This is a genomic window from Microbacterium lemovicicum (assembly GCF_003991875.1).
GTDB lineage: Bacteria > Actinomycetota > Actinomycetes > Actinomycetales > Microbacteriaceae > Microbacterium > Microbacterium lemovicicum.
The window spans coordinates 2,655,088-2,680,027 of record NZ_CP031423.1; the positions used below are offsets into that span (position 1 = coordinate 2,655,088).

Below are 24,940 nucleotides of genomic sequence, written 5' to 3' on the forward strand. Positions count from 1 at the left end.
CTCTCATGTCCCACTTCCTGCACAACCCCCCGGCGTGTTGTGCAGGAAGTGGGACATGCCCCCGGGCGGGCGGATCAGGATGCGCGGATCAGGCCGCGGCGAGCGCGTCGGCCACGACGTCCAGAGCCTCGGCCAGGAGCGCGTCGGGGATCGACAGCGGCGGCAGGAAGCGGATGACGTTGCCGTAGGTGCCGCACGTCAGGACGATGACGCCCTGCGCGATGCAGGCCTTCGCGACCGCGCCGGTGAGCGCCGCGTCCGGCTCGCCCGTCGCGGGGTCGACGAACTCGGCGGCCATCATGGCACCGCGACCGCGGATGTCGCCGATGCGCGGGTCGCCCTGCTGCATCGCGGTCAGCCGGTCGGCCAGCATCCGGCCCACCTCGACGGCGCGCGCGGCGAGGTTCTCGCCCTCGAACACGTCGATGGCGGCGACGGCCGCCGCGCAGGCGATGGGGTTGCCGCCGTACGTGCCGCCCAGGCCGCCGGTGTGCGAGGCGTCCATGATCTCGGCGCGGCCGGTGACCGCGGCCAGCGGCAGACCGCCGGCGATGCCCTTGGCGGTGGTGACGAGGTCGGGGACGACGCCGAACAGCTCGCTGGCGAACATCGCGCCGGTGCGGGCGAAGCCCGTCTGCACCTCGTCGGCGATGAAGACGACGCCGTTCGCACGGCACCAGTCGGCGACCGCGGGCAGGAAGCCGTCGGCGGGGACGATGAAGCCGCCCTCGCCCTGGATGGGCTCGATGATCACGGCGGCGAGGTTGTCGGCGCCGATCTGCTTCTCGATGAGCGAGATGGCCTTCTTCGCAGCATCCGGTCCGCTGAGTCCGTCGCGGTACGGGTAGGACGCGGGCACGCGGTAGATCTCGGAGGCGAACGGGCCGAAGCCGCTCTTGTAGGGCATGGCCTTCGCCGTCAGCGCCATCGTCAGGTTCGTGCGGCCGTGGTAGGCGTGGTCGAAGGCGACGACCGCCTGGCGCTGGGTGTACTTGCGGGCGACCTTGATCGCGTTCTCGACGGCCTCGGCGCCGGAGTTGAACAGCGCCGTCTTCTTCTCGTGGTCGCCCGGGGTGACGCGGTTGAGCGCCTCGGCGACCTCGACGTACGACTCGTACGGCGAGATCATGAAGCAGGTGTGCGTGAACTGCGCGACCTGTGCCTGCACGGCCTCGACGATCTTCGGGTGGGCGTTGCCCACCGTGGTCACGGCGATGCCGGACCCGAGGTCGATGAGCGAGTTGCCGTCGGCGTCGACGACGACGCCGCCGCCCGCGGCGACCGCGTGGATGGGGACGGTGTGCCCGACGCCGGCCGCGACGGCGGCGGACTTGCGGGCGAGGAGCTCCTCGGAGCGGGGGCCGGGGATGGCCGTGACGAGGCGGCGCTCCTGTGCGAGCGTGGGGCCGCCGACCGGCGGCGCGGTGAGGGTGTCGAGTGCGCTCATGATCCGGAGCGTATGCGGGCGCGGCCGGGACGTGCACCTGCCCTGCTGTACATTCTGGAGCGATGCATGTACGTCCCGTACATGATTGGCGGCCGAGCGGAGGACGAACGATGGATGCCACGGCCGACGCCCCGACGCTGCGCGCCCTGCTCTCGCGCGCCGACCTGCGCCTGATCCTGACCCCCGGCTCACCCGAGGAGGCGCTGGACCGCCCCGTGCGCTGGGTGCACAGCAGCGACCTCGCCGACCCGACCCCCTTCCTGTCCGAGGGACTCGTGCTGCTCACCACGGGCACGCAGTTCGCCGGCGCCGGGGCGACCTCCGCCGCGGAGTACGTCGCCCGTCTCGCCGGGCGCGGGGTGACCGGCCTCGGCTTCGGCACCGAGGTTGTGCGCGACGGCGTGCCGCCCGACCTCGCCGCGGCCTGCCGCGACGAGGGCATGCCGCTGTTCGAGGTGCCGTACCGCACGCCCTTCATCGCCGTGGCCCGCGCCAACGCCGAGGCGATCGCGGCGCAGTCCTATGCGCGCCGCGGCTGGGCCCTCGCCGCGCAGCGCGCGATCGCCCTGGCGGCCCTTCGCCCCGACGGACTCGGCGCCACCCTCGCCGAGCTCGCCCGGCAGCTCGACACCTGGGTGGGACTGTTCGACGCCGCCGGGGAGCTCGTGCGCGAGCATCCGTCCCGCATCCTCGACGAGTCCGACGAGCGGGCGCTCCGCGCCGAGGTGTCGACGGTGCTGCGCCGGGGAGCCCGCGCCGCCTCGTCGCTGCGGATCGGTCCGCGCCCGTTCACGCTGCAGACGCTCGGGCGGGGCGGACATCTCCGCGGCGTGCTGGCGATCGCCGCCGCGGAGCTCGACCAGGAGGGTCGCGGCGTCGTGACCGCGGTGATCGCGATGGCCGGGCTCGCCTTCGAGCAGCAGCAGGGTCTGAGCCGCGCACGCGGCGCGCTGCGCTCGGGACTGCTCGAGTCGCTGCTGACCGGCGATCCGACCCTCGCCCGGCGCATCTCGCGCGACGTGTGGGGGCCGCTGCCGGCGGCTCCGGTCACCGTGGCGCTGACGGATGCCGCGGCCGGCCGCTCCGAGGGACTCGCCGAGCTCCTGGAGCTGCGCGCCGAGGAGCAGCGCGGCTCCCTCTTCTTCGGACGGACCGACGACGGCCTCGTGCTCGTGGTGCCGGCCGGCGACCTCCGCGCGGTGGAGGAGGCGGCCGAGCGCTTCGGCGCCCGCATCGGCGTCTCCGATCCGGCCGGGTACGACGGCCTCGCGGGCGCCGTCGAGCAGGCGCGCATCGCGCGCGACCGCGGGACCGGCGCGCTCACCCTGTTCGGCGAGGTGGCCGGCTCCGGCGTGCTCTCGGCGCTGACCGGCGAGGCGCAGGTGCTCGCCACCGCCGAGCTCGCCCCGCTCACCGCGCACGACGAGCAGGAGAAGACCGACCTGGTCGCCACCCTCCGCGCCTGGCTCGACAACGACTGCTCGCACGAGGCGACCGCCCGGGCCCTCGGCGTGCACCGCCACACCGTGCGCACCCGTCTCGCCCTCGCGGAGCGCGTGCTGGCGCGCGACCTCCGCTCCTTCGCCACCCGCGCCGAGCTGTGGGCGGCCCTGCGCGTGCTCGGCGGGTCCTGACCTCCGCTGCCCTCCGCGGCCTTCCGCTGCCTGCCGGTACCTGCCGGTGCCTGCGGTGCCTGCCGCGGCCGTATTCGCCTCGCCGAGACGTCGCAACACGCCGCACCCCGTCGCTGCGGCACAGCGTGTTGCGACGTTTCGCGGACGGCCGACCAGCACCGACGACCCCTACCGCGGGGCGTGGGCCTCGAGGAACTCGTACATGTCGGTCGTGTCCACGCCGGGGAAGGCGCCGGTGGGGAGGGTGGCGAGCAGCGTGCGCGGCGTCCGCACGTTCGGCCACGACGCCTCGCGCCAGGCGGCCTCGAGCTCGGGCGGCGCCTGACGGCAGCACACCTCGACCGCGTGCCGTGAGACGCCGCGGTGCGGGGTGTCGCGCCCGAGGAACCACTTCGTGTCGTCGAAGCGCACCCCGACGCTCACCGAATGGTCGCCCTCGCTCGAGGACTCCACCCGTGCGGTGCACCAGTACGTGCCGTTGCCGGTGTCGGTGTACTGGTAGTACGGGTTGAACTTGTCGTCGACGTCGAAGACGACGCGGCTCGTCCACCTGCGGCAGCACATCTGCCCCTCGCTGGAGCCCAGCCGGTCGGTCGGGAAGTTGACGTCGTCGTTCTCGTACGACTTCGTGATCGTGCCCGATTCGTGCACCTTCAAGAAGTGCACCGGGATGCCGAGATGCACCGTCGCCAGATTGGTGAAGCGGTGCGCGGCGGTCTCGTACGAGACGGAGTAGGCGTCGCGGAGGTCCTCGATCGAGATCGCGCGGGACGACTTGGCATCCTGCAGGAACGGCACCGCGTGCGCCTCGGGGACGAGCAGCGCAGCGGTGAGGTAGTTCGTCTCGACGCGCTGACGCAGGAACTCCGCGTAGCTGCGCGGCTCGGCGTGCCCGAGGATGCGGCTCGACAGCGCCTGCAGCACCGCCGTGCGCGGGTCGCCCTTTGCGGTCAGCCGGCTCGAGAGGTACAGCCGCCCGTTCTTCAGGTCGGCGACGCTGCGGGTCGTGTGGGGCAGATCGGGGACGTAGTGCAGCGTGAATCCGAGGTGGGCGGCGATGTCGGATGCTGTGCGCTGCGTGAGCGGTCCGCCCGGGTGATCCACCGAGGCCAGGAGGTCGCGGGCCTGAGCCTCGAGCTCGGGGAAGTGGTTGTCCTGACTGCGCATCAGGCGCCGCAGGGCGACGTTCGCCCGCCGCGCCTCCTCGGGGGTGGCGGCTCGCTCGTCGCGGAGGCGCTCGATCTCGTCCTGCAGGGCCAGCATCGCGCGCAGCGCCTCGTCGGGCACGGACTTGCCGACCCGGAACGGTGCGATGCCCAGCGCCTGGAACGTCTGACCGCGCATCGCGCGCTCGACGCCGATCTCGAGCGTCGAGCGCTCGTCGAGCGGAGCGGACTGCAGGAGCGCGTCGAGTCCGGACCCGAGGGCGCGTGCGATCGCCTGCAGCAGCGTGAGCTTCGCCTCGCGGCGGCCGTTCTCGATCATCGAGAGCTGACTCGGAGCCCGGCCGACGGCATCCGCCAGCTCCTCCAGCGTCATGCCGCGTTCGGTGCGCAGCTGCCGGACACGTCGGCCGATCGTCAGTGAGTCCACATCCTGATCGTCGCCGCCCTCGAACCGCGACAGACCGTCCGTGACCATGCTCATTCGCCGATTCTGTCACCAGAACAGAAATAGGGCTTATCTTCACACGCTCTCCGACCAATTCGACAGTGATGTTTCACCCACAGTGGGGACAGAACCCGCATCCGCGACCCGGACGCATCTGCATCGGCACCCATCGATGACTCAGGCACCGACGCCGCGCCACACGCCGGCACACGGCGCCGACACCGACACCGACACCACTGACACAGACCAGGACGCGACATGACCCTCACCGCCCCCTTCCCGACCTCCTCCACCCGCACCGGCCCGATCCCGACGGTGGCGCACGAACCGCGGCTGGAGATCACGGCACCGCTCGCGCCGCGATACGACGAGATCCTCACGCCCGACGCGATCGCCTTCCTCACCGCGCTGCACACGCGCTTCGGCGGCCGGCGCCACGATCGCCTGGCCGCGCGGCTGCGTCGCCGCTTCGAGATCGGCAACGGTCACGACCCCGGCTTCCGCGACGACACCGCGCACATCCGCGACGACCTCGGATGGCGTGTCGCGGGCGCCGGCCCCGGACTCGACGACCGCCGCGTCGAGATCACCGGGCCGACCGACCCGAAGATGACGATCAACGCCCTCAACTCCGGAGCGCGCGTGTGGCTGGCCGACCAGGAGGATGCCACCTCCCCCACCTGGCGCAACGTCATCGAGGGTCAGCTCTCGCTGCGCGACGCGATCCGCGGCGACCTGCGCTTCACCTCGCCGGAGGGGAGGACGTACGAGGTCACCGCCGAGCGCACCCCCACGATCGTGATGCGTCCGCGCGGCTGGCACCTGCCGGAGAAGCACATCCGGATCACCGATCGCACGGGGCGCGAGCTCGCGGCATCCGGATCGCTCGTCGACTTCGGGCTCTACTTCTTCCACAACGCGGCGGAGCTCATCGCCCGTGGACGCGGGCCGTACTTCTACCTCGCGAAGCTCGAGTCCAGTGAGGAGGCGAAGCTGTGGGACGACGTCTTCACCTTCAGCGAGCGCCACCTCGGCATCGCGCACGGCACCATCCGCGCGACGGTGCTCATCGAGACGCTGCCGGCGGCGTTCGAGATGGAGGAGATCCTCTTCGAGCTGCGCGACCACTGCGCCGGCCTCAACGCCGGACGCTGGGACTACATCTTCTCGATCATCAAGAACTACCGCGGCCGCGGAGCGCGCTTCGTGCTGCCCGACCGCAGCGAGGTGACGATGACGGTGCCGTTCATGCGGGCCTACACCGAGCTGCTCGTCAAGACGTGCCACAGGCGCGGCGCCTTCGCGATCGGCGGGATGAGCGCCTTCATCCCCAACCGCCGCGACCTCGAGGTCACCGCGCGCGCGTTCGAGAAGGTCGCCGCCGACAAGAAGCGCGAGGCGGGTGACGGCTTCGACGGGACGTGGGTGGCGCACCCCGACCTGATTCCGACCGCCCTGGCCGAGTTCGACGCCGTTCTCGGCGACCGCCCGAACCAGCTCGATCGGCAGCGCGACGACGTGCAGGTCGCCGCATCCGATCTGCTCGACGTGCACATCGGACGCCCGGTCACCGCCGCCGGCGTGCACGCGAACGTGTCGGTGGCGATCCGCTACCTCGAGGCGTGGCTGCGCGGTCTGGGAGCCGTCGCCATCGACAACCTGATGGAGGATGCCGCGACCGCCGAGATCAGCAGGTCGCAGGTGTGGCAGTGGATCCATCAGGAGCACCGCACCGACCTCGGGCAGCAGATCACCCGCGAGTACGTCGAACGTCTCATCGAGCGTGTGCTCGCCGAGGCCCCGCGTGCCGACGGCGACCGCTTCGACGACGCCGCGCAGATCTTCCGCGACGTCGCCCTGCGCGAGGAGTTCCCGCCGTTCCTCACGACGGCCGCCTACCTGGCGTTCCTCGACTGACCCGCCCACCGACAGCATCCGACGACGACGACGAAGGACATCGACATGACGAATCATCACGACCTGGCGGCGATCCGCGCGCTCACGGAGACGGCCGGACCGACCTGGGCCTCCATCGACCCCGAGTACGTGATGCGGATGCGGACGCAGAACCGCTTCCGCACGGGACTGGAGATCGCGCAGTACACCGCCGACATCATGCGGCGCGACATGGCAGAGTACGACGCCGACTCCTCCCTCTACACGCAGTCGCTCGGGGTGTGGCACGGGTTCATCGGCCAGCAGAAGCTGATCTCGATCAAGAAGCATCTGAAGAGCACCGACCGGCGCTACCTCTATCTCTCCGGGTGGATGGTCGCCGCGCTCCGCTCGGAGTTCGGTCCGCTGCCCGATCAGTCCATGCACGAGAAGACCGCCGTCCCGGCGCTGATCGAGGAGCTTTACACGTTCCTGCGGCAGGCGGACGCACGCGAGCTCGACCTGCTGTTCTCGCAGCTGGACCGCGCGCGGGCGGCCGGCGACGACACCGCGGTCGAGTTCATCCAGTCGCAGATCGACACCCACCAGACCCACGTGGTGCCGATCATCGCCGACATCGACGCGGGCTTCGGCAACCCGGAGGCGACCTACCTCCTGGCGAAGAAGATGATCGAGGCGGGCGCCTGCGCGATCCAGATCGAGAACCAGGTCTCGGACGAGAAGCAGTGCGGTCACCAGGACGGCAAGGTCACCGTGCCGCACGAGGACTTCCTCGCGAAGATCACGGCGGTGCGCTACGCGTTCCTCGAGCTCGGCATCGACAACGGCATCATCGTGGCCCGCACCGACTCGCTCGGCGCCGGGCTCACGCAGAAGATCGCGTACTCGCGCACGCCGGGGGATCTCGGCGACCGGTACAACGCGTTCCTCGACGTCGAGGAGGTGACGGGCGCAGACCTCGTCGACGGCGACGTGGTGATCCGACGGGAGGGGAAGCTGCTGCGCCCGAGACGCCTGGCCAGCAATCTGTATCTGTTCCGCGCGGGCACGGGAGAGGACCGTGTGGTGCTGGACGGCATCACGTCGCTGCAGCACGGCGCCGACCTGCTGTGGATCGAGACGGAGAAGCCGCACATCGCGCAGATCGCGGGCATGGTCGACCGCATCCGTGAGGTGATCCCCGACGCCAAGCTCGTCTACAACAACAGCCCGTCGTTCAACTGGACCCTCAACTTCCGTCAGCAGGCATACGACCTGCTCGCGGAGCGAGGAGCCGATGTGTCGGCCTACGAACGGTCCGACCTCATGAGCGTCGACTACGACGACACCGAGCTCGCCCGGCTGGCCGACGAGCAGATCCGCACGTTCCAGCGCGACGGCGCGGCCCGGGCGGGCATCTTCCACCACCTGATCACCCTGCCGACGTACCACACGGCGGCGCTGTCGACGGATGACCTCGCGAAGGGCTACTTCGGCGAGGAGGGCATGCTCGCCTATGTGCGGGGCGTGCAGCGCCGCGAGATCCGCGAGGGCATCGCCACGGTGCGGCACCAGAACATGGCGGGCTCCGACATCGGCGACAACCACAAGGAGTACTTCGCCGGCGAGGCCGCCCTCAAGGCCGGTGGCAAGGACAACACGATGAACCAGTTCGGCTGAGCGGACGCGGCGGCGCCGATCGGTGCCGCCGCCTCGTCGCCGAACCGGCTCCACCCCATCGTCGGCGAAACGTCGCAACACGCCGTGCCCCCTCGCTGGAGCGCGGCGTGTTGCGACGTTTCGTGAGTTTCGGCCGCGTCAGCTGGGGATGGCACACCGTCGCTGAATCGGCTCCACCACACCGTCGCCGAAACGTCGCAACACGCCGCGCCTCCTCGCTGGAGCGCGGCGTGTTGCGACGTTTCGCGGTGGCGGCGGTCGGCGGCGTCAGCCGGGTATGCCGATGCGCCGCTCCCCGGAGCGCAGCTGCTGGATGACGACGGCGATGACCAGCAAGGCCCCCTGGGCGACGTTCTGCCAGAAGCTGTTGACGCCGAGGAGGGTCATGCCGTTGGTGAGGACGCCGAGCAGGATGACCGCCAGGAGCGTTCCGACGATGGTCCCCTTGCCGCCCTTGAGCGCGGCACCACCCAGGGCGGCCGCCGTGATGGCCTGCAGCTCGAGACCCTCCGAGCCGGAGACCGGCTGGCCGGATCCCGTCCGTGCGGTGATCAGGATGCCGGCGATCGCCGCCACGGCGCCCGTGATCATGTACGTGCCGATCACGTAGCGGTTGATGTTGATGCCGGCCAGACGGGAGGCGATGTTGTTGCCGCCGACGGCGTAGATGTTGCGGCCGATGGAGGTGAACCGCAGCACCACGTAGGCGAGCGCTGCGACGATCACCAGCACCCAGATGAGCACCGGCACCCCGATGATCGCGCCGCGGGCCAGGAACACGAAGAACGGGTCGGCGCCGGTGTACCCCTGCGCACGGCCGTCGGAGATGAGCTGCGCGGCCCCCATGAAGGCGGCGAGGGTCGCCAGGGTGGCGATCACGGGGTTCACCCGGCCGAAGACGATGATGCAGCCGTTGATCAGACCGCACAGCACGCCGATGGCGATCGCGCCGGCCACGCCCGCGGCGGTGCCGGCGGCGGTGAAGATCATGGCCGAGGTGACCGAGGTCAGTCCGGCGATCGACCCGACCGAGATGTCGAGGGCGCCGAGGATGATGACGATCGTCTGCACCACGGCGAGGAGGCCCATGATCGTGATGGCCGTGCCGATGACCCGCAGGTTCGCCACACCGAAGAACAGCGGGTTCTGGATGCCGATGATGGCGACCACGAGCGCGATCGCGATGATCAGCGAGATGTTCTGCACCCCGACGACGCTCACGATGCGCTTGGGAAGCGAGGGCCGCTCCACCTCCATGGCACCTGTCTGCACCGCGGTGGATGAGGTCGTCGTCACGTGCGTTCCTTCCTTCGGGGCGGTGGTCATGCTGCCGCCTCCTCATCCATGGCGAGCGCCAGGATGTTCTCTTCTGTGGCTTCGGCGCGCGTCAGCTCGCCGCGGATGCGTCCGGCGGCCATCACGTAGATGCGATCGGCGACGCCGAGCACCTCGGGCAGTTCGCTGGAGACCACCACGACAGCGACGCCCTCGTGGGCCAGGCGGTCGATGATCGCGTAGATCTCGGACTTCGCCCCGACGTCGATGCCGCGCGTGGGCTCATCCAGCAGCAGCACCTTCGGGGTGGTGGCCAGCCATCGGGCCAGCACGACCTTCTGCTGGTTGCCGCCGGAGAGCTTGCCCACGAGCTGCTCGGTGGAGGGGGTGCGGATGCGCAGCGTCTCGACGTACTCCCGGGCGAGCGCACGCTCGGCGCGGTCTCGGACGAAGATCCACCGGGAGAGCTGCGAGAGCACGGCGAGCGCGGCGTTGTCGCGCACCGAGCGCTGCAATAGCAGCGCCTCGGCCTTGCGCTCCTCGGGTGCCAGGGCGATGCCGGCGCGGATGCTGTCGGCGGGCTGCCGGATGCGGCGGGGCACACCTTCGACGACGATGCGTCCCGCCGTGATCGGGAAGTCTCCCGCGATGGTCTTCATCAGCTCGCTCCGGCCTGCACCGACGAGTCCGGCGATGCCCAGCACCTCACCCGCGCGCACGGTGAGGCTGATGTCGGTGACGTGCTCGTTGGTCACGTCGTCGAGCTCCAGCACGACCTCGCCCAGCGGCGCCGGATCGCGATGGAAGAACTGGCTGAGATCGCGGCCGACCATCATCCGCACGAGCTCGTCGTGGGTGGTCTCGGTGGCGCGCTTCGTACCGACGAAGGCCCCGTCGCGGAGGACGGTGATGTCGTCGGCCAGCTGGAAGATCTCGCCCATGCGGTGGGACACGTACCCGATCGCGACCCCGTCGGCCTGGAGCCGCCGGATCATCGCGAACAGCAGCGTCACCTCCTCGTCGCCGAGCGAGGACGTCGGCTCGTCGAAGCAGATGATCTTCGGGGAGGTGACGACAGCCCGCATGATCTCGACGATCTGACGCTGAGCGGGCGAGAGGTCGGCGCCCAGGGCGTCCGAGCGCAGCACGCGCTGGAATCCCCACTCCCTGAGCGCCTCGTCGCAGCGACGGAGCAGGGCGGGGCGGCTGAACACGAGCGATCCCAGCGCCCCGACGAAGATGTTCTCCGCGACGGACACCCACGGGATGATCTCGGGCTCCTGAGCGATGACGCGGAGGCCGGCGGCTCGGGCATCCGAGGGATCGCCGAAGTTCACCGGCTCACCGTCGATGGACAGCTGGCCCTCATCGGGCCGGTAGTCGCCGTTGAGGATCTTCAGGAGAGTGGACTTGCCGGCGCCGTTCTCGCCCATGAGGGCGGTGACCTCGCCCGCGCGCAGCACGAGCTCGACTCCCCGCAGCGCTCTCACGGCGCCGAAATTCTTCGTCACTCCGGTCGCGCGAAGGGCGACGTCGGTCTCGCTCATCGGTTTCTCATCCTGTCGGATCGATGGGACGGACGAGGGGCCGCCGTGAGGCGGCCCCTCGCTCAGAGGCGTCAGGTGCAGACGACGCCCTTGGCTTCCCAGTTGTCGGCGTCGACGATCGTCGTGTCGGCGACCGTGGCGGGCGGCAGCGCCGTGCCGTTGCGCAGCAGGTCCACCATCGAGTTGACCGCGGCCTTGCCGACCTCGACGCCGGAGATGAACAGCGCGGCCTTGTTGCCCGTGTTCTGCCCGGCCTTCCAGTCCTTGCAGGTCAGGTACGCCCCGAGGCCCACGCCGATGATGTTGTCCGGCGACACTCCGGCGTTCTGGAGCGCGGTGACCACGCCGGTCTCGTTCTCGTCGTTGCAGCCCCAGACCACCCAGTTGGTCACGCCGGGGTTCGCGGTGATGACCGCGCCGGCCTTGTCCTGTGCGTCGGTCGCGGAGTTGTCGGTGCCGATGTCGATCGTCTCGGGAGCGTCGCCGACGGCCTCGGAGAACGATGCGGCCGCGCCGTCGACGCGCTCGACGCAGTTCTGCTGATCCTGACGGTACGCGGAGAGGATGCGGGTGTCGGCGGCCGCCCATCCACCCTCCTGGTAGAGGCGCGCAGCCTCGGCGCCGACCTGCTCACCCATCGACGTACCGTCGAAGCCGGTGAAGGCGGCGGGCTCGCCCGCGCCGTCGGAGATCGGGTCGTCGGAGGCCATGATCGGGATGCCCGCGTCCTGTGCGAGCTGGATGACCTGGGGGCCGATCTGCGTGTCGGGCACGACGATGATGATGCCGTCAACGCCCTGCGCGATGGCGGCCTCGACCTCGGAGATGGCCTTGTTGGCGTCGGTGCCGAGGTCCACGACATTGACCGAGACGTCGCCGGCCGCGTCGGCGGCGTCGACGGCACCCTGGGCCTCGTCGATGAAGTACTGCTGGTCGCCCTGCTTCTGCAGGTACGCGATCGTGAGCGGTCCGTCCGATCCGCCCGAGGGGGCGGCCCCGGTGTCGGAGGTCTCCATCCCGGAGGAACAGGCGCCCAGCGTGAGCGCGAGCGAGGTCAGGCCGACGGCGGCGAGGCTCGCCCACCGCACGCGCTTGTTCGAAGTGATCATCCGCATTCCTTGTCTTCATTGATCGCCCGGCGCTGTTGCCGGGAATGGATGCTCCTGTCGGTGCGTCTTCGAGGCTACGACCTGCCGCGCACGGGATCGCAGGACTATCGGACTGCGAACATGGACGATACTCTGGCGGCGGCGGGCCCGGAGATACGCGATCCCGTACTGGTCCGCCCGGCTCGTCCGACTCGCATGGATCATGAGTGGACGACCGGCCGGGTCATCCCCGTGCCTGCAGCACCCATCTCATCGTCGTGCTCCCGCCCGGGTCGACGACGCGGAGACCGACGCCCGAGCGGAAGGCGTCCGGCGGGCAGGTCATCGGCTCGATCGCCACGGCGTACCGCCGGAGCCCTCCGCTCGGCTCGTCCGCCGTGTACACCTGCACCCAGTCGCCGTCCCAGGCCAACTCGACCCCGGTGCCGTCATCGCGGACGAGGCGAGCGTGAGCCAGGCCGTCCGCGGAGCGGCGGAGTCGGGTGAAGGCGTGGTTCACGACCGCCGAGTGGAGGCGCTTCCCTTCGCGGAAGTCGTAGGCGCCCCCGGCCGCGACCGTCACCGGGACGAGATGCGTGGGGAGGAACCGATCGTCGGTCAGGAGGACGTCGTCCGCGGGCAGAGTCAGGGTCCAGTCGGCGACGGCGTCGTCGACAGGCGGCCCGGCGACGAGATACGGGTGGGATCCGAGCCCCACCGGCGCCGGCGAACCCGACTCGTTCGTCACCGTGAGCGACTGGTGCAGGCCGTCTTCCTCGAGGGCGTACGCCACCTCGACGCTCAGCCGCCACGGGTATCCCGGCTGCGGCGCCAGCACCGCATGGAGGACGACCGACGACGCCGTCCGGGCGGCGGCCGCGAACTCCTGCCAGGCGACGAGGCCGTGGCTCGCGGTGCGGGTGGCGGCTTCGTTCACGATCAGTTCGTGCGTCTCGCCGGCGAAGACGTAGCGCGCGTCGGCGATGCGGTTGGGCCAGGGCACCAGGACGGCGCCGCTCATCGCCGGGCGCATCACGTCCGGCGCGTAGTCCGCCACCAGAGCGCGGCCACCGAAGGTGAGCGCGCGCAGGCTGGCGCCGACGCCCGCGATCGATGCCCGGTACTCACCCCGCTCGAGCGCGTACGCAACACCCGACAGCGGAACCATCCCGGTCAGTCGTCCGCCGCTTCCCGGGAGAACAGCAGCAGCTCGGGGAGACTCGTGGCGAAGTAGTCGGTCTCGCCGTTGTCGTGCCGCGCAACGGGCGGGACGTACTGCGCGCGCGTCTCCCCGAGGGAGGCGGGAGGATCAGCGACGTCCATGCCGAGCGCTGTGCGCGCAGCATCCCACGCCTCCAGGGCAGCGCCCTCGCCCCCTTCCCAGGGATGGAACGGCCGGGTCGTGAGGATCTCGTATCCGCGTCCGGCGCGGCCCTCGGCGACGAGGAGGCCGACGTAGGCGATCGTCAGATCATCACGGGTCAGCACGAGCTGCTCCTGCGGCTCGAGGCGCGCCAGTCGGGCAGCGGAGCTGTCGCCGAGTCGGCGCGCGAGCTGATCCTGCTCGTACAGCAGTCGGGCGTCACCCGGCGCGGCCGCGATCGCACGCGCGTACAGGCCCCAGGCGGTGTCGTCGTCGCCGCCGACGTTGTAGGCGGCGAGCGCCGCGTTGCGCAGCAGCACCGCGTCGCGGGTCTCCGCCGTCACGGCGCGGTTCCAGTCCGCGAGAGCATCGCCGCGGCGGCCATGGCCGTACAGCAGCATCGCCCGGAGTCCCCGCGCGACCACGTCGGACGGGTCGGCGGCCAGTGCGGCATCCAGGGCGTCCAGGTCGTCCAGCCCCGAGGGGAAGGCCCAGCTCGCATCCGCCGCCCGCGCCCGCGAGCGGTGAGCGGCGGCCTCCTCGGTGCGCCCCTGCGCGTCCCGCAGGGCAGCCGCGAGGAAGTGCGCGAGTGGAGTGTGGTTGCCGGCCGGCGTGACCGCGGCGGTGGTCACCGTGTCGAGCAGCTCCGCGGCCGCATCCCCCTCCCCCGCGTCGCGCAGGTCGAGCGCGACGTCCCGCAGCACGCCGGCGTCGGAGATCGCCGTCGAGCCGCCGAGAACGCGCAGGAGGGCGTCGAGCGGGTCGTCGGCGAGGGCGGCCCGGAGCACGTCGGTCGCCTCGTCGTGCCGCCCGAGGCGGCGCAGCATGATCACCCGGAGCGCACCGCGCCGCGCGTCGTGGCCGACCGCGCCGTCGAGCGTGTCGAGCACCCGGAGAGCGGCGCGGTTGCGCTGCGTGCAGGCCAGCGACTGCGCGAGCGCGAACCCCGCCGCCGCCGCCCAGGTGGCGTCCCATCCGGCCTTCCCCCACGCCTGCTCGGCCTCCTCGCGACGTCCGAGCCGCGCGAGGACAAGTCCGCGCAGGTAGAAGGCCTCGGCGTCCATCGGGTTCGCGTTGCGTCGCGTCAGTCGCTTGAGCGCGAGATCGATGCGCTCCAGCGCCGGGGCGTAGCGTCCTGCGCGGTAGTCGCGGTCGGCGAGCGCGAGGTTGGTGCGCACGTCGCCCGGGTCCCGTCGGAGCGCCTCGTTCCAATACGGGATGGGCGAGCGCGTAGGGTGACGGTACTGGCTGAGGTGCACGCCGGTGAGGTAGAGCTCCTCGACCGAGGTGATCGCCTCGGGGAGCGCGGGCTCGGCGGCCACCCAGGGCTCGCCCTCGGTGACCTCCACCGGCTCCCAGCCCACGAGGAGTCGGCCGCGCGCATCGCGCAGCTCGACCCGCAGGCCGGACGTCATCTCCACGGACGGGTCCGCACGCGCGTCGCCGACGGTATCCGCGTTCAGCTCGGCCACGTCTCCCGGGCGCAGATCGACGCGCCTCGCGGCGACGACGACTCCGTCGACGGTTGCGGTCAGCATGGCGCCGACCTGAGGAGATGTCACCGCGGCACGGATGCGGATGCCCTCAGCCGACCGATCGACGTGGATGGCCGCGTCGGGGGTCGCCTGGTGCGCGACGCCGATGTCGGGGATGGGGAACCAGTACTGGCTGAACAGCTTGGTCTCCCCGGGCAGCAGCCAGCTGAAGTCGGGCTGGTTGTCGGTGTACACGCCGGCCATGAGCTCCACGTACGGCCCGTCGTCGTCGGTGAGCTGCGCATCCCAGGCGTGACCGAAGGGCGCGTCGCCCCAGGTCCACTGCTTCTTGCCGGGGGAGATGCGGCGCTCGGCCCAGTGCACGAAGCCCGCGCCGGCCGCATGGTCGAACCCGCCGAAGTAGTCTTCCGCCGAATCCACGATCATGTACGACGTCGGCACCGGGATGTTGCGATACCAGTCGATGCGGTCGGCTCCCTCGCGCTCGGCGGCGAGGGCGGGATAGTCCACGCCGTAATACGGCCGATCGGCGGCCGGGAACGAGGTGAGGGCCCGGCGCGCGTGGTCGGCGACGTACCGGACGTCCTCGGGGAAGAACGACTGATAGTCGTCGTGCACCCGTGCGGCGACGTTGGCCCACCAGAGGAAGGTCTGACGCTCCTTCGTGCGGTTGTGCAGTCGCACCACCACTTCGACGACCGAGCTGTCGGGGCGCAGCCGCACGCCGTGATGAGCCGACATGCGCGCGAAGGGCTCATGGTCGTAGCACCACACCGTCACGGAGCCGTCGTCGGCCCGCTCGATCTGCGTCTCGACCGGCAGGTAGGTCGCCGGGCGATGGTGCTGGGGCCAGTTGAATTCGACGCCGCCGCTGATCCACGGACCGGCGAGACCCACGAGAGCCGGCTTGATGACGTTGTTGCGGTAGAAGAAGTCGTAGCCGGTGGTCTTGTCGTAGCCGACATGGATGCGCCCGCCGAGTTCGGGCAGGACCACGAGCCGCACGAAGGCGTTCTCGAGGTGCACGGCCTTCCATTCGCGGGGAGCGCCCTCGTCGGCGATGCCCTCGATGAACGGGAGCGGGTACACCTTCCCGCTGGAGCCCTGGTACACGCGGTGATCGAGGTACATGGGATAGCGACTGGGCGCATCCGGCTCGTACGTGTGGATGGTCAGCGACTCCTCCCACGCGACAGCGCCGCCGTCGGACAGCGTCTCGGCCAGCGCCGGCGGCGCATCGGGCAGGACGAGTCGGTGCGCGTCCGTCCGCGAAGGCGCAGCAGGCCCAGGGGCACCGGAAACGTCGGGCGTCAGCTCGACAGTCATCGTCGATCTCCTCGGTGAGTCATGGGCACCGGGGGTCGGCGCAGGGGTGATCGCACCGACACTACGGCGGAGCGGGCCGCGCCAGTATGGTGTGAACGAGGAGAAACATGGACGAAGCTATGGCCGTCGGCGCTCCGCACTACCGCACGGAGGGTTTCGACAACCAGCGACTGTGCGTCGTGCCGCGACCGCAGGTGGAGCAGGCCCTGTCCAAGCCGGTGACGCGCCGCCTCACGGTGACCGACGCGGGCTACTTCCCGGCGGCGGCCGGACATCGGATGCGGCGACCGCAAGGCGCTCGGGAGACCATCATCCTGCTCTGCGTCGCCGGCTCCGGGACTGTCGTGGTGGACGGCGACACCTCCGCGGTGTCGGCGGGCACCGGAATCGTCATCGCGGCGGGCGCCGCGCACGAATACCGCGCGTCCGAGACGACTCCATGGACGATCTGGTGGCTGCACGTGCGCGGCACCGACGTGGCGGACCTGACGGCGGCACTCGGCGGCGGCGGCCAGCAGACGCTGCAGCCGCGCTCCCTCGACCGCGTCGTCGCCTTGTTCGACGAACTGGTGACGATGCTCGAGAGGCGCCTGTCGCCGGTGCAGCTCATCGCCGCGTCCGGCGCGGCGACCCACCTGATGACACGGCTGGCAGCCGACAGCGTGCTGCCCGCCGACGGGTCGGCGCTCGAGCGGGCCATGCGCTACCTCGAGGCACGGGTGGACGGCAGCATCCAGGTCGCCGAACTCGCCGCCATCGTGCAGATGTCGGCGTCGCACCTCAGCGCCCTCTTCCGTGAGACGACCGGCGGCGGACCCGGCGCCTTCCACACCTCCCTGAAGATGGCGCGCGCCCGCGCACTGCTGGACACCACGACCAGCACGGTGACCGAGATCGCCACGGCGGTCGGCTACAGCGATCCGCTCTACTTCTCCCGCCACTTCCGCCGGGTGCACGGCGTGAGCCCGTCGGCCTACCGGGCGGACCACAAGGCCTGACGCCACCGGCCCGCCCGTCGCCGGCCGGTGCGAGACTGGGCGCAGGCCAGAGGAAGAGGACCGCATGAGCTCCATCGCCGCCATCGGAACGGCTCAGGATGCCGCGCCCTCCCCCCTCGACGAGCGGTTCGACGTCGCGGTGATCGGCGCCGGCCCGGCGGGCACCGCCGCGGCGATCCGCGCCGCCGAGCTCGGTGCGCGCGTGGTCGTGCTCGAGTCGTCCGAGCGACTCGGCGGCACCTGTGTCAACACCGGCTGCGTGCCGACCCGCGTGTTCGCCAAGACGGCCCGCCTCATGCGCGACGTGCGCGCCGCCTCCGCCTACGGGATCACGACGAACCCGGAGCCGATCGACTGGCCCGCGACCGTCGCGCGCGTGCACGAGCGCGTCGAGGCCGTCCGGGGCGTCAAGGCCGAGGCGCGGCGCTTCGAGGAGGCCGGCATCACCCTCATCCAGGAGGGCCGGGCACGCTTCGCCGACCCGCACACACTGCTCCTGGACTCGGGGCGGCGGGTCGCCGCATCCACGATCCTCGTCTGCGTCGGCGGCCACTCGCGCCTCCTGCCGATCCCGGGGGCGGAGCTCGCCACGGTGCCCGAGCACGTGCTGAACCTGCCCGCACTCCCCCGACGCGTCGCGATCATCGGCGCGGGCAACACCGGCGTGCAGCTGGCGACCGTCTTCGACTCGTTCGGAGCCGAGGTGGTGCTCCTGGATCTCGCGCCGCGCATCCTGATGCCCTCCGATGCGGATGTCGCGGCCGCCGTCACCGCGTCGTTCGTCTCCCAGGGCATCGATGTGCGCACCGGCATCTCCGGGGTGTCCTCCCTCGCGCGCGGGGATGACGGCGGCATCGTGCTGACGTGGTCGGAGGGCGGCGGCGAGCGCCACGACTCCTTCGACGCCGTCGTGATGGCGACCGGGTGGCCCGCCGACGTCGAGGACCTCGGACTCGAGAACGCGGGCGTCGAGGTCACGCGCTCGTCGATCCCCGTCGACCGGTACTTCCGTTCGAACGTGCCCCACATCTTCGCCGTCGGCGACGCGAACGGCCGCGACATGCTCGTGCAGGCGGCGCAGTTCGAGGGCGAGGCGGCGGCCGAGAACGCCGTGCTCGACGCGAACCGACGCACGCCCCACCACCTCCTCCCCGCGGGCGGGTTCACCGACCCGGATTACGCGGGCGTGGGGCTCACCGAGGAGCAGGCCCGCGGCCGCGACGCCCAGTGCATCGTCGCGACCGCGCGGTACTCCGACCTGGAGCGTGCCGTCATCGACGATCGCGGCGTCGGCTTCCTCAAGCTCATCGCCGACAACCGGCGCGAGCTCATCCTCGGCGCGCACGCCGTCGGCGAGAACGCGGTCGAGGTGATCCAGTCGGTGACCACGGCGATGGCGGCCGGCATCGACGTCGCGACCCTCGCCGGCGTCAAGTTCGCCTACCCGACCTACAGCGCCATCATCGGCAACGCGGCGCGGGGGCTCCTCCGCGCGGGTGCAGCCGCACAGAGCGGCGAGCACTGATCCTCGGGCGAATCTCGCGCTCCGCGAGACGTCGCAACACGCCGCGCGGTGCGCGGCGCAGACGGCGTGTTGCGACGTGTCGCGCACCGGTCGACCCACGCGCTACGCCCCGCGCGGCGACACGCCCGACCGGTACGCTCGGAGGCGTGACAGAACGCGCCCCGCTCTCCCGCAAGCTCTCCGCCATCGCCGAGTCCGCGACCCTCAAGGTCGACGCCAAGGCCAAGGCCCTCCAGGCCGCCGGCCGCCCGGTGATCAGCTTCGCCGCCGGCGAGCCCGACTTCGCGACGCCGGAGTTCATCGTGGATGCCGCGGCCCAGGCGCTGCACGACCCCGCGAACTACCGCTACACCCCGGCCGTGGGGCTGCCCGTGCTCCGGGAGGCCATCGCCGCCAAGACGCTGCGCGACTCGGGCCTCGAGGTCGCGCCGTCGCAGATCATCGTCACCAACGGCGGCAAGCAGGCCGTGTACCAGGCGTTCCAGGCCGTGGTGAACCCGGGCGACGAGGTGCTGCTGCCTGCGCCGTACTGGACCACGTACCCCGAGGCGATCGCCCTGGCCGACGGCGTGCCCGTCGAGGTGTTCGCCGACGCCGACCAGGACTATCTGGTCACCGTCGAGCAGCTCGAGGCGGCGCGCACCGACAAGACCACGGTGCTCGTCTTCGTCTCGCCCTCCAACCCGACCGGGTCGGTCTACACCCCCGAGCAGACCCGCGCCATCGGCGAATGGGCGCTCGAGCACGGCATCTGGGTCATCACCGACGAGATCTACCAGAACCTCGTCTACGAGGGCGTCCGCGCCGTCTCGATCGTCGAGGCCGTCCCCGCCCTCGCAGGCCAGACCATCCTCGTCAACGGCGTCGCCAAGACCTACGCGATGACGGGCTGGCGCGTGGGCTGGATGGTCGGCCCGCAGGACGCCATCAAGCTGGCGGCGAACCTGCAGTCGCACCTCTCCAGCAACGTCAACAACGTCGCCCAGCGTGCCGCGCTGGCCGCGCTGACGGGCCCGCAGACCGAGGCCGAGGAGTTCCGCGCGGCGTTCGACCGCCGTCGCACCCTCATCGTCGAGGAGCTCTCGAAGATCGACGGCGTGAGCGTGCCCACCCCGCGCGGCGCGTTCTACGTCTACCCCGACGTGCGCGGACTGCTCGGACGCACCTGGCGCGGCGTCACGCCGACGACCAGCCTCGAGCTCGCGGACTTCATCCTCGAGCAGGCCGAGGTCGCGGCCGTTCCCGGCGAGGCTTTCGGGCCGAGCGGCTATCTCCGCTTCTCCTACGCCCTCGGCGACGACGCGATCCGCGAGGGCGTGCGCCGCCTGCAGGACCTCTTCTCCTGAGTCGCCGCCGTGCGGGCCGTTCTGATCGAGGAGTTCGGGCGGACGCCGGTGACCGTCGAGCTGCCGGATGCCGTCTGCCCGCCCACCGGCGCGGTCGTGCGGGTCATGGCGACCGGCGTGTGCCGCAGCGACTGGCACGCGTGGAAGGGCCATGACTCGTCGGTGCGCGCGCCGTACGTCCCCGGACACGAGTTCGCGGGGGTCGTCGCGCGCGTCGGCGCCGAGGTCACGGGCTTCCGGCCCGGCGACCGCGTCACGGCGCCGTTCGTCTTCGCGTGCGGTGACTGCGAGCAGTGCCGCACCGGCGATCAGCAGGTCTGCGCCCGACAGGAGCAGCCCGGCTTCACCGTCGCGGGCTCCTTCGCCGACGAGGTGACGGTGCTCGACGCCGAGGTGAACCTCGTCGCGCTTCCGGACGAGGTGGACTTCGTGGATGCTGCGGGTCTCGGCTGCCGGTTCGCCACCGCCTACCGCGCGGTGCGCACGCGCGGGCGCGTGCAGAGCGGCGAATGGGTCGCCGTGCACGGCTGCGGCGGTGTCGGGCTGTCGGCGATCCTCATCGCGCGGGCGGCGGGCGCCCGCGTCGTCGCGGTCGACGTCTCACCGGCCGCACGGGCTGCGGCCGAGGCGCTCGGCGCCGTCGCGCTCGCGCCGTCGACCGACACGGCAGGTGCCGTCCGCGCCCTCACCGACGGCGGGGCGCACCTGTCGCTCGACGCCTTCGGCAGCGCCGAGACCAGCATCGCCTCGGTCCTGTCGCTGCGCCCGCGCGGGCGACACGTGCAGGTCGGACTGCTCCTGGACGCGGATGCGACGCCGGCGATGCCGATGGGGCAGGTGATCGCTCACGAGCTCGACCTCCTCGGCAGCCACGGCATGAGCGCCCGCGACTACCCGTCGATGCTCACCGATATCGCCGACGGCAGGCTCGACCCGGCCCTGACGCGCGGCCGCGTCATCGGCTTCGACGAGCTCCCCGCCGCACTGGCGGAGATGGACGACCCCCGGCGTGCGCCGGGCATGCTCGTGGCCGTCCGGGCCTGAGCCGTCCAGCACTGAGCCGTCCAGCACTGAGCCGTCCGGGCCTGAGCCGTCCGGGCCTGAGCCGCCCGGCCTCGCAGACCGGGTCGCCGACGCGCGGCGCCGGACTCAGAGCTCGACGCCGACCAGCACCGGCTCCGGCTGCAGGATGAGCCCGAACTCGGAGAGCACGCGCCCCTGGATGAAGCGCGCCAGCTCGGCGAGCTCGGCGGCGGTCGCTCCCCCGCGGTTGGTGAGGGCGAGGGCGTGCTTGGTCGACAGCGCCGCGCGGGAGCGGGGCAGCCGGAAGCCCTTGCGGAGCCCGGCGTTCTCGATGAGCCAGGCGGCGCTCACCTTCACCTCGGTGCGGTACTCCGGCGCGGCGGGCAGATACCCGTCCCAGGCGGCCAGCGGGATGACCGTGACCGGGTCGTCGGGAGGCGTCAACGGCCACCGCGGGCACGCGTCGGGCAGCGTCCGCGCGAAGGAGTCCGACACGATCGCGTTCTGGAAGAACGAGCCGGCGCTGCGGGTGTCGGGGTCGTCGGGGTCGAGCACCATGCCCTTGCGCGCGCGCGTCTGCAGGACGTGATCGCGGATCCAGGCGACGGAGACGGATGCCTCGGGCCCGAGTCCGAGCGCGGTGCGCAGCTGGTCGCCGGCGACGGCCCGCTCGGCCGAGCCCACCTCGACCAGTTCGAGCGTGACCGACAGGATGACGGCCGACCGCTGCGCCACCGAGCCGTGGTGCTGCTTGAGCACCGATGTGCGGAAACCCAGTCCGAGCTCGGCGGCGGTCACGGTGGAGACGTCACCGGTCTCCTCGTCGAGCAGCTCGACCTCGACCAGCGTGTCGGCGATCTCCTGCCCGTAGGCGCCGATGTTCTGCACGGGGGCGGCACCCACCGTGCCCGGGATGCCCGCCATCGCCTCGATGCCGGCCAGTCCCGCCTCAACGGAGAAGGCGACCAGGTCGTCCCACGAGTGGCCCGCCTCGACGCGGAGACGGACGCGACCGGGTGTCGGCGACGGCATCCGCTCGATCCCCCGCGTCAGGATCCGCACGACCGTGCCGTCGAACGGCTCGTCGCCGACGAAGAGGTTGGAACCCCCGCCGAGCACGAGCCAGTCGTCGCCCCCAGCCCAGGTGCGACGGAGACCGTCGACGAGATCGTCGCGCGTGTGCGCGTCGATCATGCGCGCGGGCGCGCCGCCCGTCTGCAGCGTGGTCAGCTGCGACAGCGGCACGGGCGTCACCTCGGTCATGGAAGGGGCGCGCTCAGACGAGGCGGACGCGAGCCTGGGCCTTGCCCAGCACCGTCGCTCCGGCCGCGGTCACCGTCAGATCGATGCGCGCCGTCTCGTCGTCGACGGCGCCGACGGTGGCGACCACGTGCAGGTCGGCGCCGTCGACCGGGTCGACCACCACGGGTCGCGTGAAGCGCACGCCGTACTCCGCGACGCGGCCGGTGTCCGCCAGCCACGGTCCGAGGGTCGCGACCGCCAGACCCATCGTCAGCATGCCGTGGGCGAGCACGCCGGGCAGGCCGACCTCGGCGGCGACGTCGTCGCGGTAGTGGATCGGGTTGAAGTCGCCGGACGCGCCGGCGTAGCGCACGAGCGACTCCCGGGTGAGGTGCACGTCGCGCTCGGCGACGACCTCGCCCACGACGGGTGCGGCGGCCATCAGGCGTCTCCTCCGACGACGAGGATCGATGTCGCCGTGACCACGTGCTCGCCGTCCGCGCCCACGATCTCGGCCTCGCTCGTCACCATGGCGTTGCCGCCGACCGCGCGCACGGAGCGCACGTGGAGGCGGGCGGTGAGCTCGTCACCGGCGACGATCGGCCGCGTGTAGCGGAACCGCTGCTCGCCGTGCAGCACCCGCGAGAGCACGATCCCCGCGTCGGGGTCGGCCAGGAGCTGCTGGAGCGTCTGGTCCTGCACGACCATCGCGAAGGTCGGCGGCGCGACGACGTCGGCGTAGCCGAGGGCCTTCGCGGCGTCGGGGTCGTGGTGAATCGGAGCGTCGGCGAAGACGGCGCGGGCGAACTCGCGCACCTTCTCACGGCCGACCAGATAGGGCGACGTCGGGGGGAACTCGCGGTCCACGAGCTGGGGGTTGACCGGCATCCGTCCAGTCTACCGACGGCCCCGGACGACGACCCCGGGCCGTCGGCGTACCCGCGCCGGCGCTCAGGACTTCCGCGACCGCACCGCGCGCACCGTCATCTGGGTGGCGATGAAGACGAGGAACGCGGCGAAGAGGATGTTGGCGGCCAGCGGGTCGAGCAGGGTCGCGAACAGCGCCCCGAGGGCGGTGGTCGTGCAGGCGGCGAGGCCCACCAGCACCGCCGCGAGGAGGTCGACATTGCCGCGTCGCAGGTTGCCGACCGTGCCCGAGATCGCGGTGGGGATCATCATGAGCAGCGAGGTGCCCTTGGCGATCAGGTCGCTCGTGTCGAACAGCAGCATGAGCGCCGGCACGACGACGATGCCGCCGCCCACCCCGAGAAGCCCCGCCAGCACCCCCGTGATGAGACCGAGCACCACGAGACCGACGATGGTCCAGAGGGTGAGCTCCAGCACAGCGTCGCGCGAGGGGACGATGAGGAAGAGGCTGACGATCACGGCGAGCAGGAACGCGACGAAGGCCAGGCGCAGCGCGAACTGCGAGACCTTCGGCAGGAGCCAGGTGCCGATCTGCGCTCCGACGACGGCGCCGGCGGCGAGGATGAGCGCGGGGATCCAGGCCACCGAGCCGTGCACGGCGTAGGAGATGACGCCCACGGTGGCGGTCGGGACGATCGCCGCGAGCGACGTGCCGGCGGCGAGCCGCTGGTCGAAGCCGAGGATCAGCACGAGGAGCGGCACGATGACCGTGCCGCCGCCGACGCCGAAGAGGCCCGACATGAGGCCGGCGAGCAGCCCCACGCCGATGCAGGTGATGACGAATCGGGGCGTGCGCGCCGGACGACCGGCCGCGGCGGGAGTCGGGGCGGCGCTCACTGGAGACCGTCGATGACCCACGCGTCGCCGTCCTGGACGAGGACGTAGCGGTAGGCGTAGGAGCCGGGCCCGGCCTCCTCGTCGGCGGCGTCGGTGTAGGTCTCCGTCGTGTCGACGGTGATCGTGTCGCCGTCGGCGGTGACGTCGTCCACGGCCACGGTGTAGTCGATCACCGAGTCCTGGAAGTTCTCCGACGTCGCCTCGAAGGTCTCGCAGTCGGCCAGCTCGTTCGAGGTGCGGAAGTCCGCCGACGTGACCGCGAAGAACTCGTCGCAGTCCGCCGTCTGCCAGGCGTCGTCGTAGCCCTGGACGGCGGCGACGGCGGCATCCTGATCGGAGTCCGCTCCGCCGCCCGCGAGGAGACCGATGACGAGCGGTATCACCGTGAACGCGACCACGATGAACCCGAGGACGACGACGCCGATGACCACCCACAGGATCCAGAGCTTGGAGGCCGGCTTCTGCGCGGGGGCGGATGCCGCGGCATCCGGAGCGTGCACGTGCTCCGTCCAGCGCTCGCCGTCCCACCAGCGCACGGAGCCGTGCGCGTCGTCGTACCAGCCGGGGGGTGTCGTGGTCATGACCGCCTGCCTCCTGATGCGACGACCGGATATCGCCGACGGTCAGCCTATCGCCGCATCGAGGCCCGCCGACGCGCGCGCGACCGCCCGCCGACGGATCGTCGGCGGGCGGTCGAGGC

The 24,940-nt window shown here is 71.4% G+C and carries 19 protein-coding genes; 7 read left to right on the plus strand and 12 right to left on the minus strand.

Annotated elements, in window-relative coordinates; translation table 11 throughout:
* Positions 1 to 88 precede the first annotated feature (88 nt).
* Complete coding sequence (gabT, locus tag CVS47_RS12430; RefSeq protein ID WP_127096363.1) at positions 89 to 1,447, minus strand: 4-aminobutyrate--2-oxoglutarate transaminase; 1,359 nt, start codon at positions 1,445 to 1,447, stop codon at positions 89 to 91.
* A gap of 110 nt (positions 1,448 to 1,557) precedes the next feature.
* Here gabT and CVS47_RS12435 point away from each other — a divergent pair, with 110 nt between their 5' ends.
* Positions 1,558 to 3,081, plus strand: coding sequence for a PucR family transcriptional regulator (locus CVS47_RS12435; RefSeq protein WP_127096364.1), 1,524 nt, complete (start codon positions 1,558 to 1,560; stop codon positions 3,079 to 3,081).
* A gap of 168 nt (positions 3,082 to 3,249) precedes the next feature.
* Here CVS47_RS12435 and CVS47_RS12440 read toward each other — a convergent pair whose 3' ends face one another.
* On the minus strand, positions 3,250 to 4,722 hold the full coding sequence (locus tag CVS47_RS12440; RefSeq protein WP_127097353.1) for an XRE family transcriptional regulator: 1,473 nt from the start codon (positions 4,720 to 4,722) through the stop codon (positions 3,250 to 3,252).
* A 228-nt stretch (positions 4,723 to 4,950) separates the two neighbouring features.
* Here CVS47_RS12440 and aceB point away from each other — a divergent pair, with 228 nt between their 5' ends.
* Positions 4,951 to 6,609 (plus strand): malate synthase A, encoded by a 1,659-nt coding sequence (gene aceB, locus CVS47_RS12445; protein WP_127096365.1) that lies wholly within the window; start codon positions 4,951 to 4,953, stop codon positions 6,607 to 6,609.
* A 45-nt stretch (positions 6,610 to 6,654) separates the two neighbouring features.
* Positions 6,655 to 8,247, plus strand: a complete 1,593-nt coding sequence (locus tag CVS47_RS12450) for an isocitrate lyase (protein ID WP_127096366.1) — start codon at positions 6,655 to 6,657, stop codon at positions 8,245 to 8,247.
* A 267-nt stretch (positions 8,248 to 8,514) separates the two neighbouring features.
* On the opposite strand, the gene CVS47_RS12455 is transcribed toward CVS47_RS12450, so the two are convergent.
* From CVS47_RS12455 to CVS47_RS12475, 5 genes are all read right to left on the minus strand, one after another.
* On the minus strand, positions 8,515 to 9,573 hold the full coding sequence (locus CVS47_RS12455) for an ABC transporter permease (RefSeq protein WP_206502628.1): 1,059 nt from the start codon (positions 9,571 to 9,573) through the stop codon (positions 8,515 to 8,517).
* Positions 9,570 to 11,069: a sugar ABC transporter ATP-binding protein gene (locus tag CVS47_RS12460; RefSeq protein ID WP_127096367.1), complete on the minus strand. Its 1,500-nt coding sequence runs from the start codon at positions 11,067 to 11,069 to the stop codon at positions 9,570 to 9,572. Before CVS47_RS12460 ends, CVS47_RS12455 begins: the two co-directional genes overlap by 4 nt.
* Before the next feature lie 71 nt (positions 11,070 to 11,140).
* Positions 11,141 to 12,178 carry a substrate-binding domain-containing protein gene (locus CVS47_RS12465; protein ID WP_206502630.1) on the minus strand — a complete coding sequence of 346 codons (1,038 nt, stop codon included), beginning with the start codon at positions 12,176 to 12,178 and terminating at the stop codon, positions 11,141 to 11,143.
* Between the two features lie 223 nt (positions 12,179 to 12,401).
* Positions 12,402 to 13,325 carry an aldose 1-epimerase family protein gene (locus CVS47_RS12470; RefSeq protein WP_127096368.1) on the minus strand — a complete coding sequence of 308 codons (924 nt, stop codon included), beginning with the start codon at positions 13,323 to 13,325 and terminating at the stop codon, positions 12,402 to 12,404.
* Positions 13,326 to 13,330: 5 nt separating this feature from the next.
* Positions 13,331 to 16,342, minus strand: a complete 3,012-nt coding sequence (locus tag CVS47_RS12475) for a DUF5107 domain-containing protein (protein ID WP_127096369.1) — start codon at positions 16,340 to 16,342, stop codon at positions 13,331 to 13,333.
* Between the two features lie 107 nt (positions 16,343 to 16,449).
* Here CVS47_RS12475 and CVS47_RS12480 point away from each other — a divergent pair, with 107 nt between their 5' ends.
* The 4 genes from CVS47_RS12480 to CVS47_RS12495 all read left to right on the plus strand — a co-directional run bounded on the left by CVS47_RS12480 (position 16,450) and on the right by CVS47_RS12495 (position 21,255).
* On the plus strand, positions 16,450 to 17,340 hold the full coding sequence (locus CVS47_RS12480; protein WP_241240146.1) for an AraC family transcriptional regulator: 891 nt from the start codon (positions 16,450 to 16,452) through the stop codon (positions 17,338 to 17,340).
* Between the two features lie 64 nt (positions 17,341 to 17,404).
* Complete coding sequence (locus CVS47_RS12485; protein ID WP_127096370.1) at positions 17,405 to 18,865, plus strand: dihydrolipoyl dehydrogenase family protein; 1,461 nt, start codon at positions 17,405 to 17,407, stop codon at positions 18,863 to 18,865.
* A gap of 146 nt (positions 18,866 to 19,011) precedes the next feature.
* The gene (locus CVS47_RS12490; RefSeq protein ID WP_127096371.1) at positions 19,012 to 20,211 is read left to right on the plus strand and encodes a pyridoxal phosphate-dependent aminotransferase; all 1,200 of its coding nucleotides are present in this window, start codon (positions 19,012 to 19,014) and stop codon (positions 20,209 to 20,211) included.
* A gap of 9 nt (positions 20,212 to 20,220) precedes the next feature.
* The gene (locus CVS47_RS12495; RefSeq protein ID WP_127096372.1) at positions 20,221 to 21,255 is read left to right on the plus strand and encodes an alcohol dehydrogenase catalytic domain-containing protein; all 1,035 of its coding nucleotides are present in this window, start codon (positions 20,221 to 20,223) and stop codon (positions 21,253 to 21,255) included.
* Positions 21,256 to 21,360: 105 nt separating this feature from the next.
* Here the strand turns inward: CVS47_RS12495 and CVS47_RS12500 are convergent, their stop codons facing one another.
* The 5 genes from CVS47_RS12500 to CVS47_RS12520 form a co-directional block, all read right to left on the minus strand.
* Complete coding sequence (locus CVS47_RS12500; protein ID WP_127096373.1) at positions 21,361 to 22,497, minus strand: UDP-N-acetylmuramate dehydrogenase; 1,137 nt, start codon at positions 22,495 to 22,497, stop codon at positions 21,361 to 21,363.
* 13 nt (positions 22,498 to 22,510) lie between these two features.
* A complete protein-coding gene (locus CVS47_RS12505; RefSeq protein ID WP_127096374.1) occupies positions 22,511 to 22,918 on the minus strand; it encodes a MaoC/PaaZ C-terminal domain-containing protein in 408 nt (135 codons plus the stop codon).
* Positions 22,918 to 23,364 carry an FAS1-like dehydratase domain-containing protein gene (locus tag CVS47_RS12510; protein WP_127096375.1) on the minus strand — a complete coding sequence of 149 codons (447 nt, stop codon included), beginning with the start codon at positions 23,362 to 23,364 and terminating at the stop codon, positions 22,918 to 22,920. The genes CVS47_RS12505 and CVS47_RS12510 overlap by 1 nt, the downstream gene beginning before the upstream one ends.
* 63 nt (positions 23,365 to 23,427) lie before the next feature.
* Positions 23,428 to 24,240: a sulfite exporter TauE/SafE family protein gene (locus tag CVS47_RS12515; RefSeq protein ID WP_127096376.1), complete on the minus strand. Its 813-nt coding sequence runs from the start codon at positions 24,238 to 24,240 to the stop codon at positions 23,428 to 23,430.
* A complete protein-coding gene (locus tag CVS47_RS12520; RefSeq protein ID WP_127096377.1) occupies positions 24,237 to 24,821 on the minus strand; it encodes an Rv0361 family membrane protein in 585 nt (194 codons plus the stop codon). Before CVS47_RS12520 ends, CVS47_RS12515 begins: the two co-directional genes overlap by 4 nt.
* Between the last annotated feature and the right edge of the window lie 119 nt (positions 24,822 to 24,940).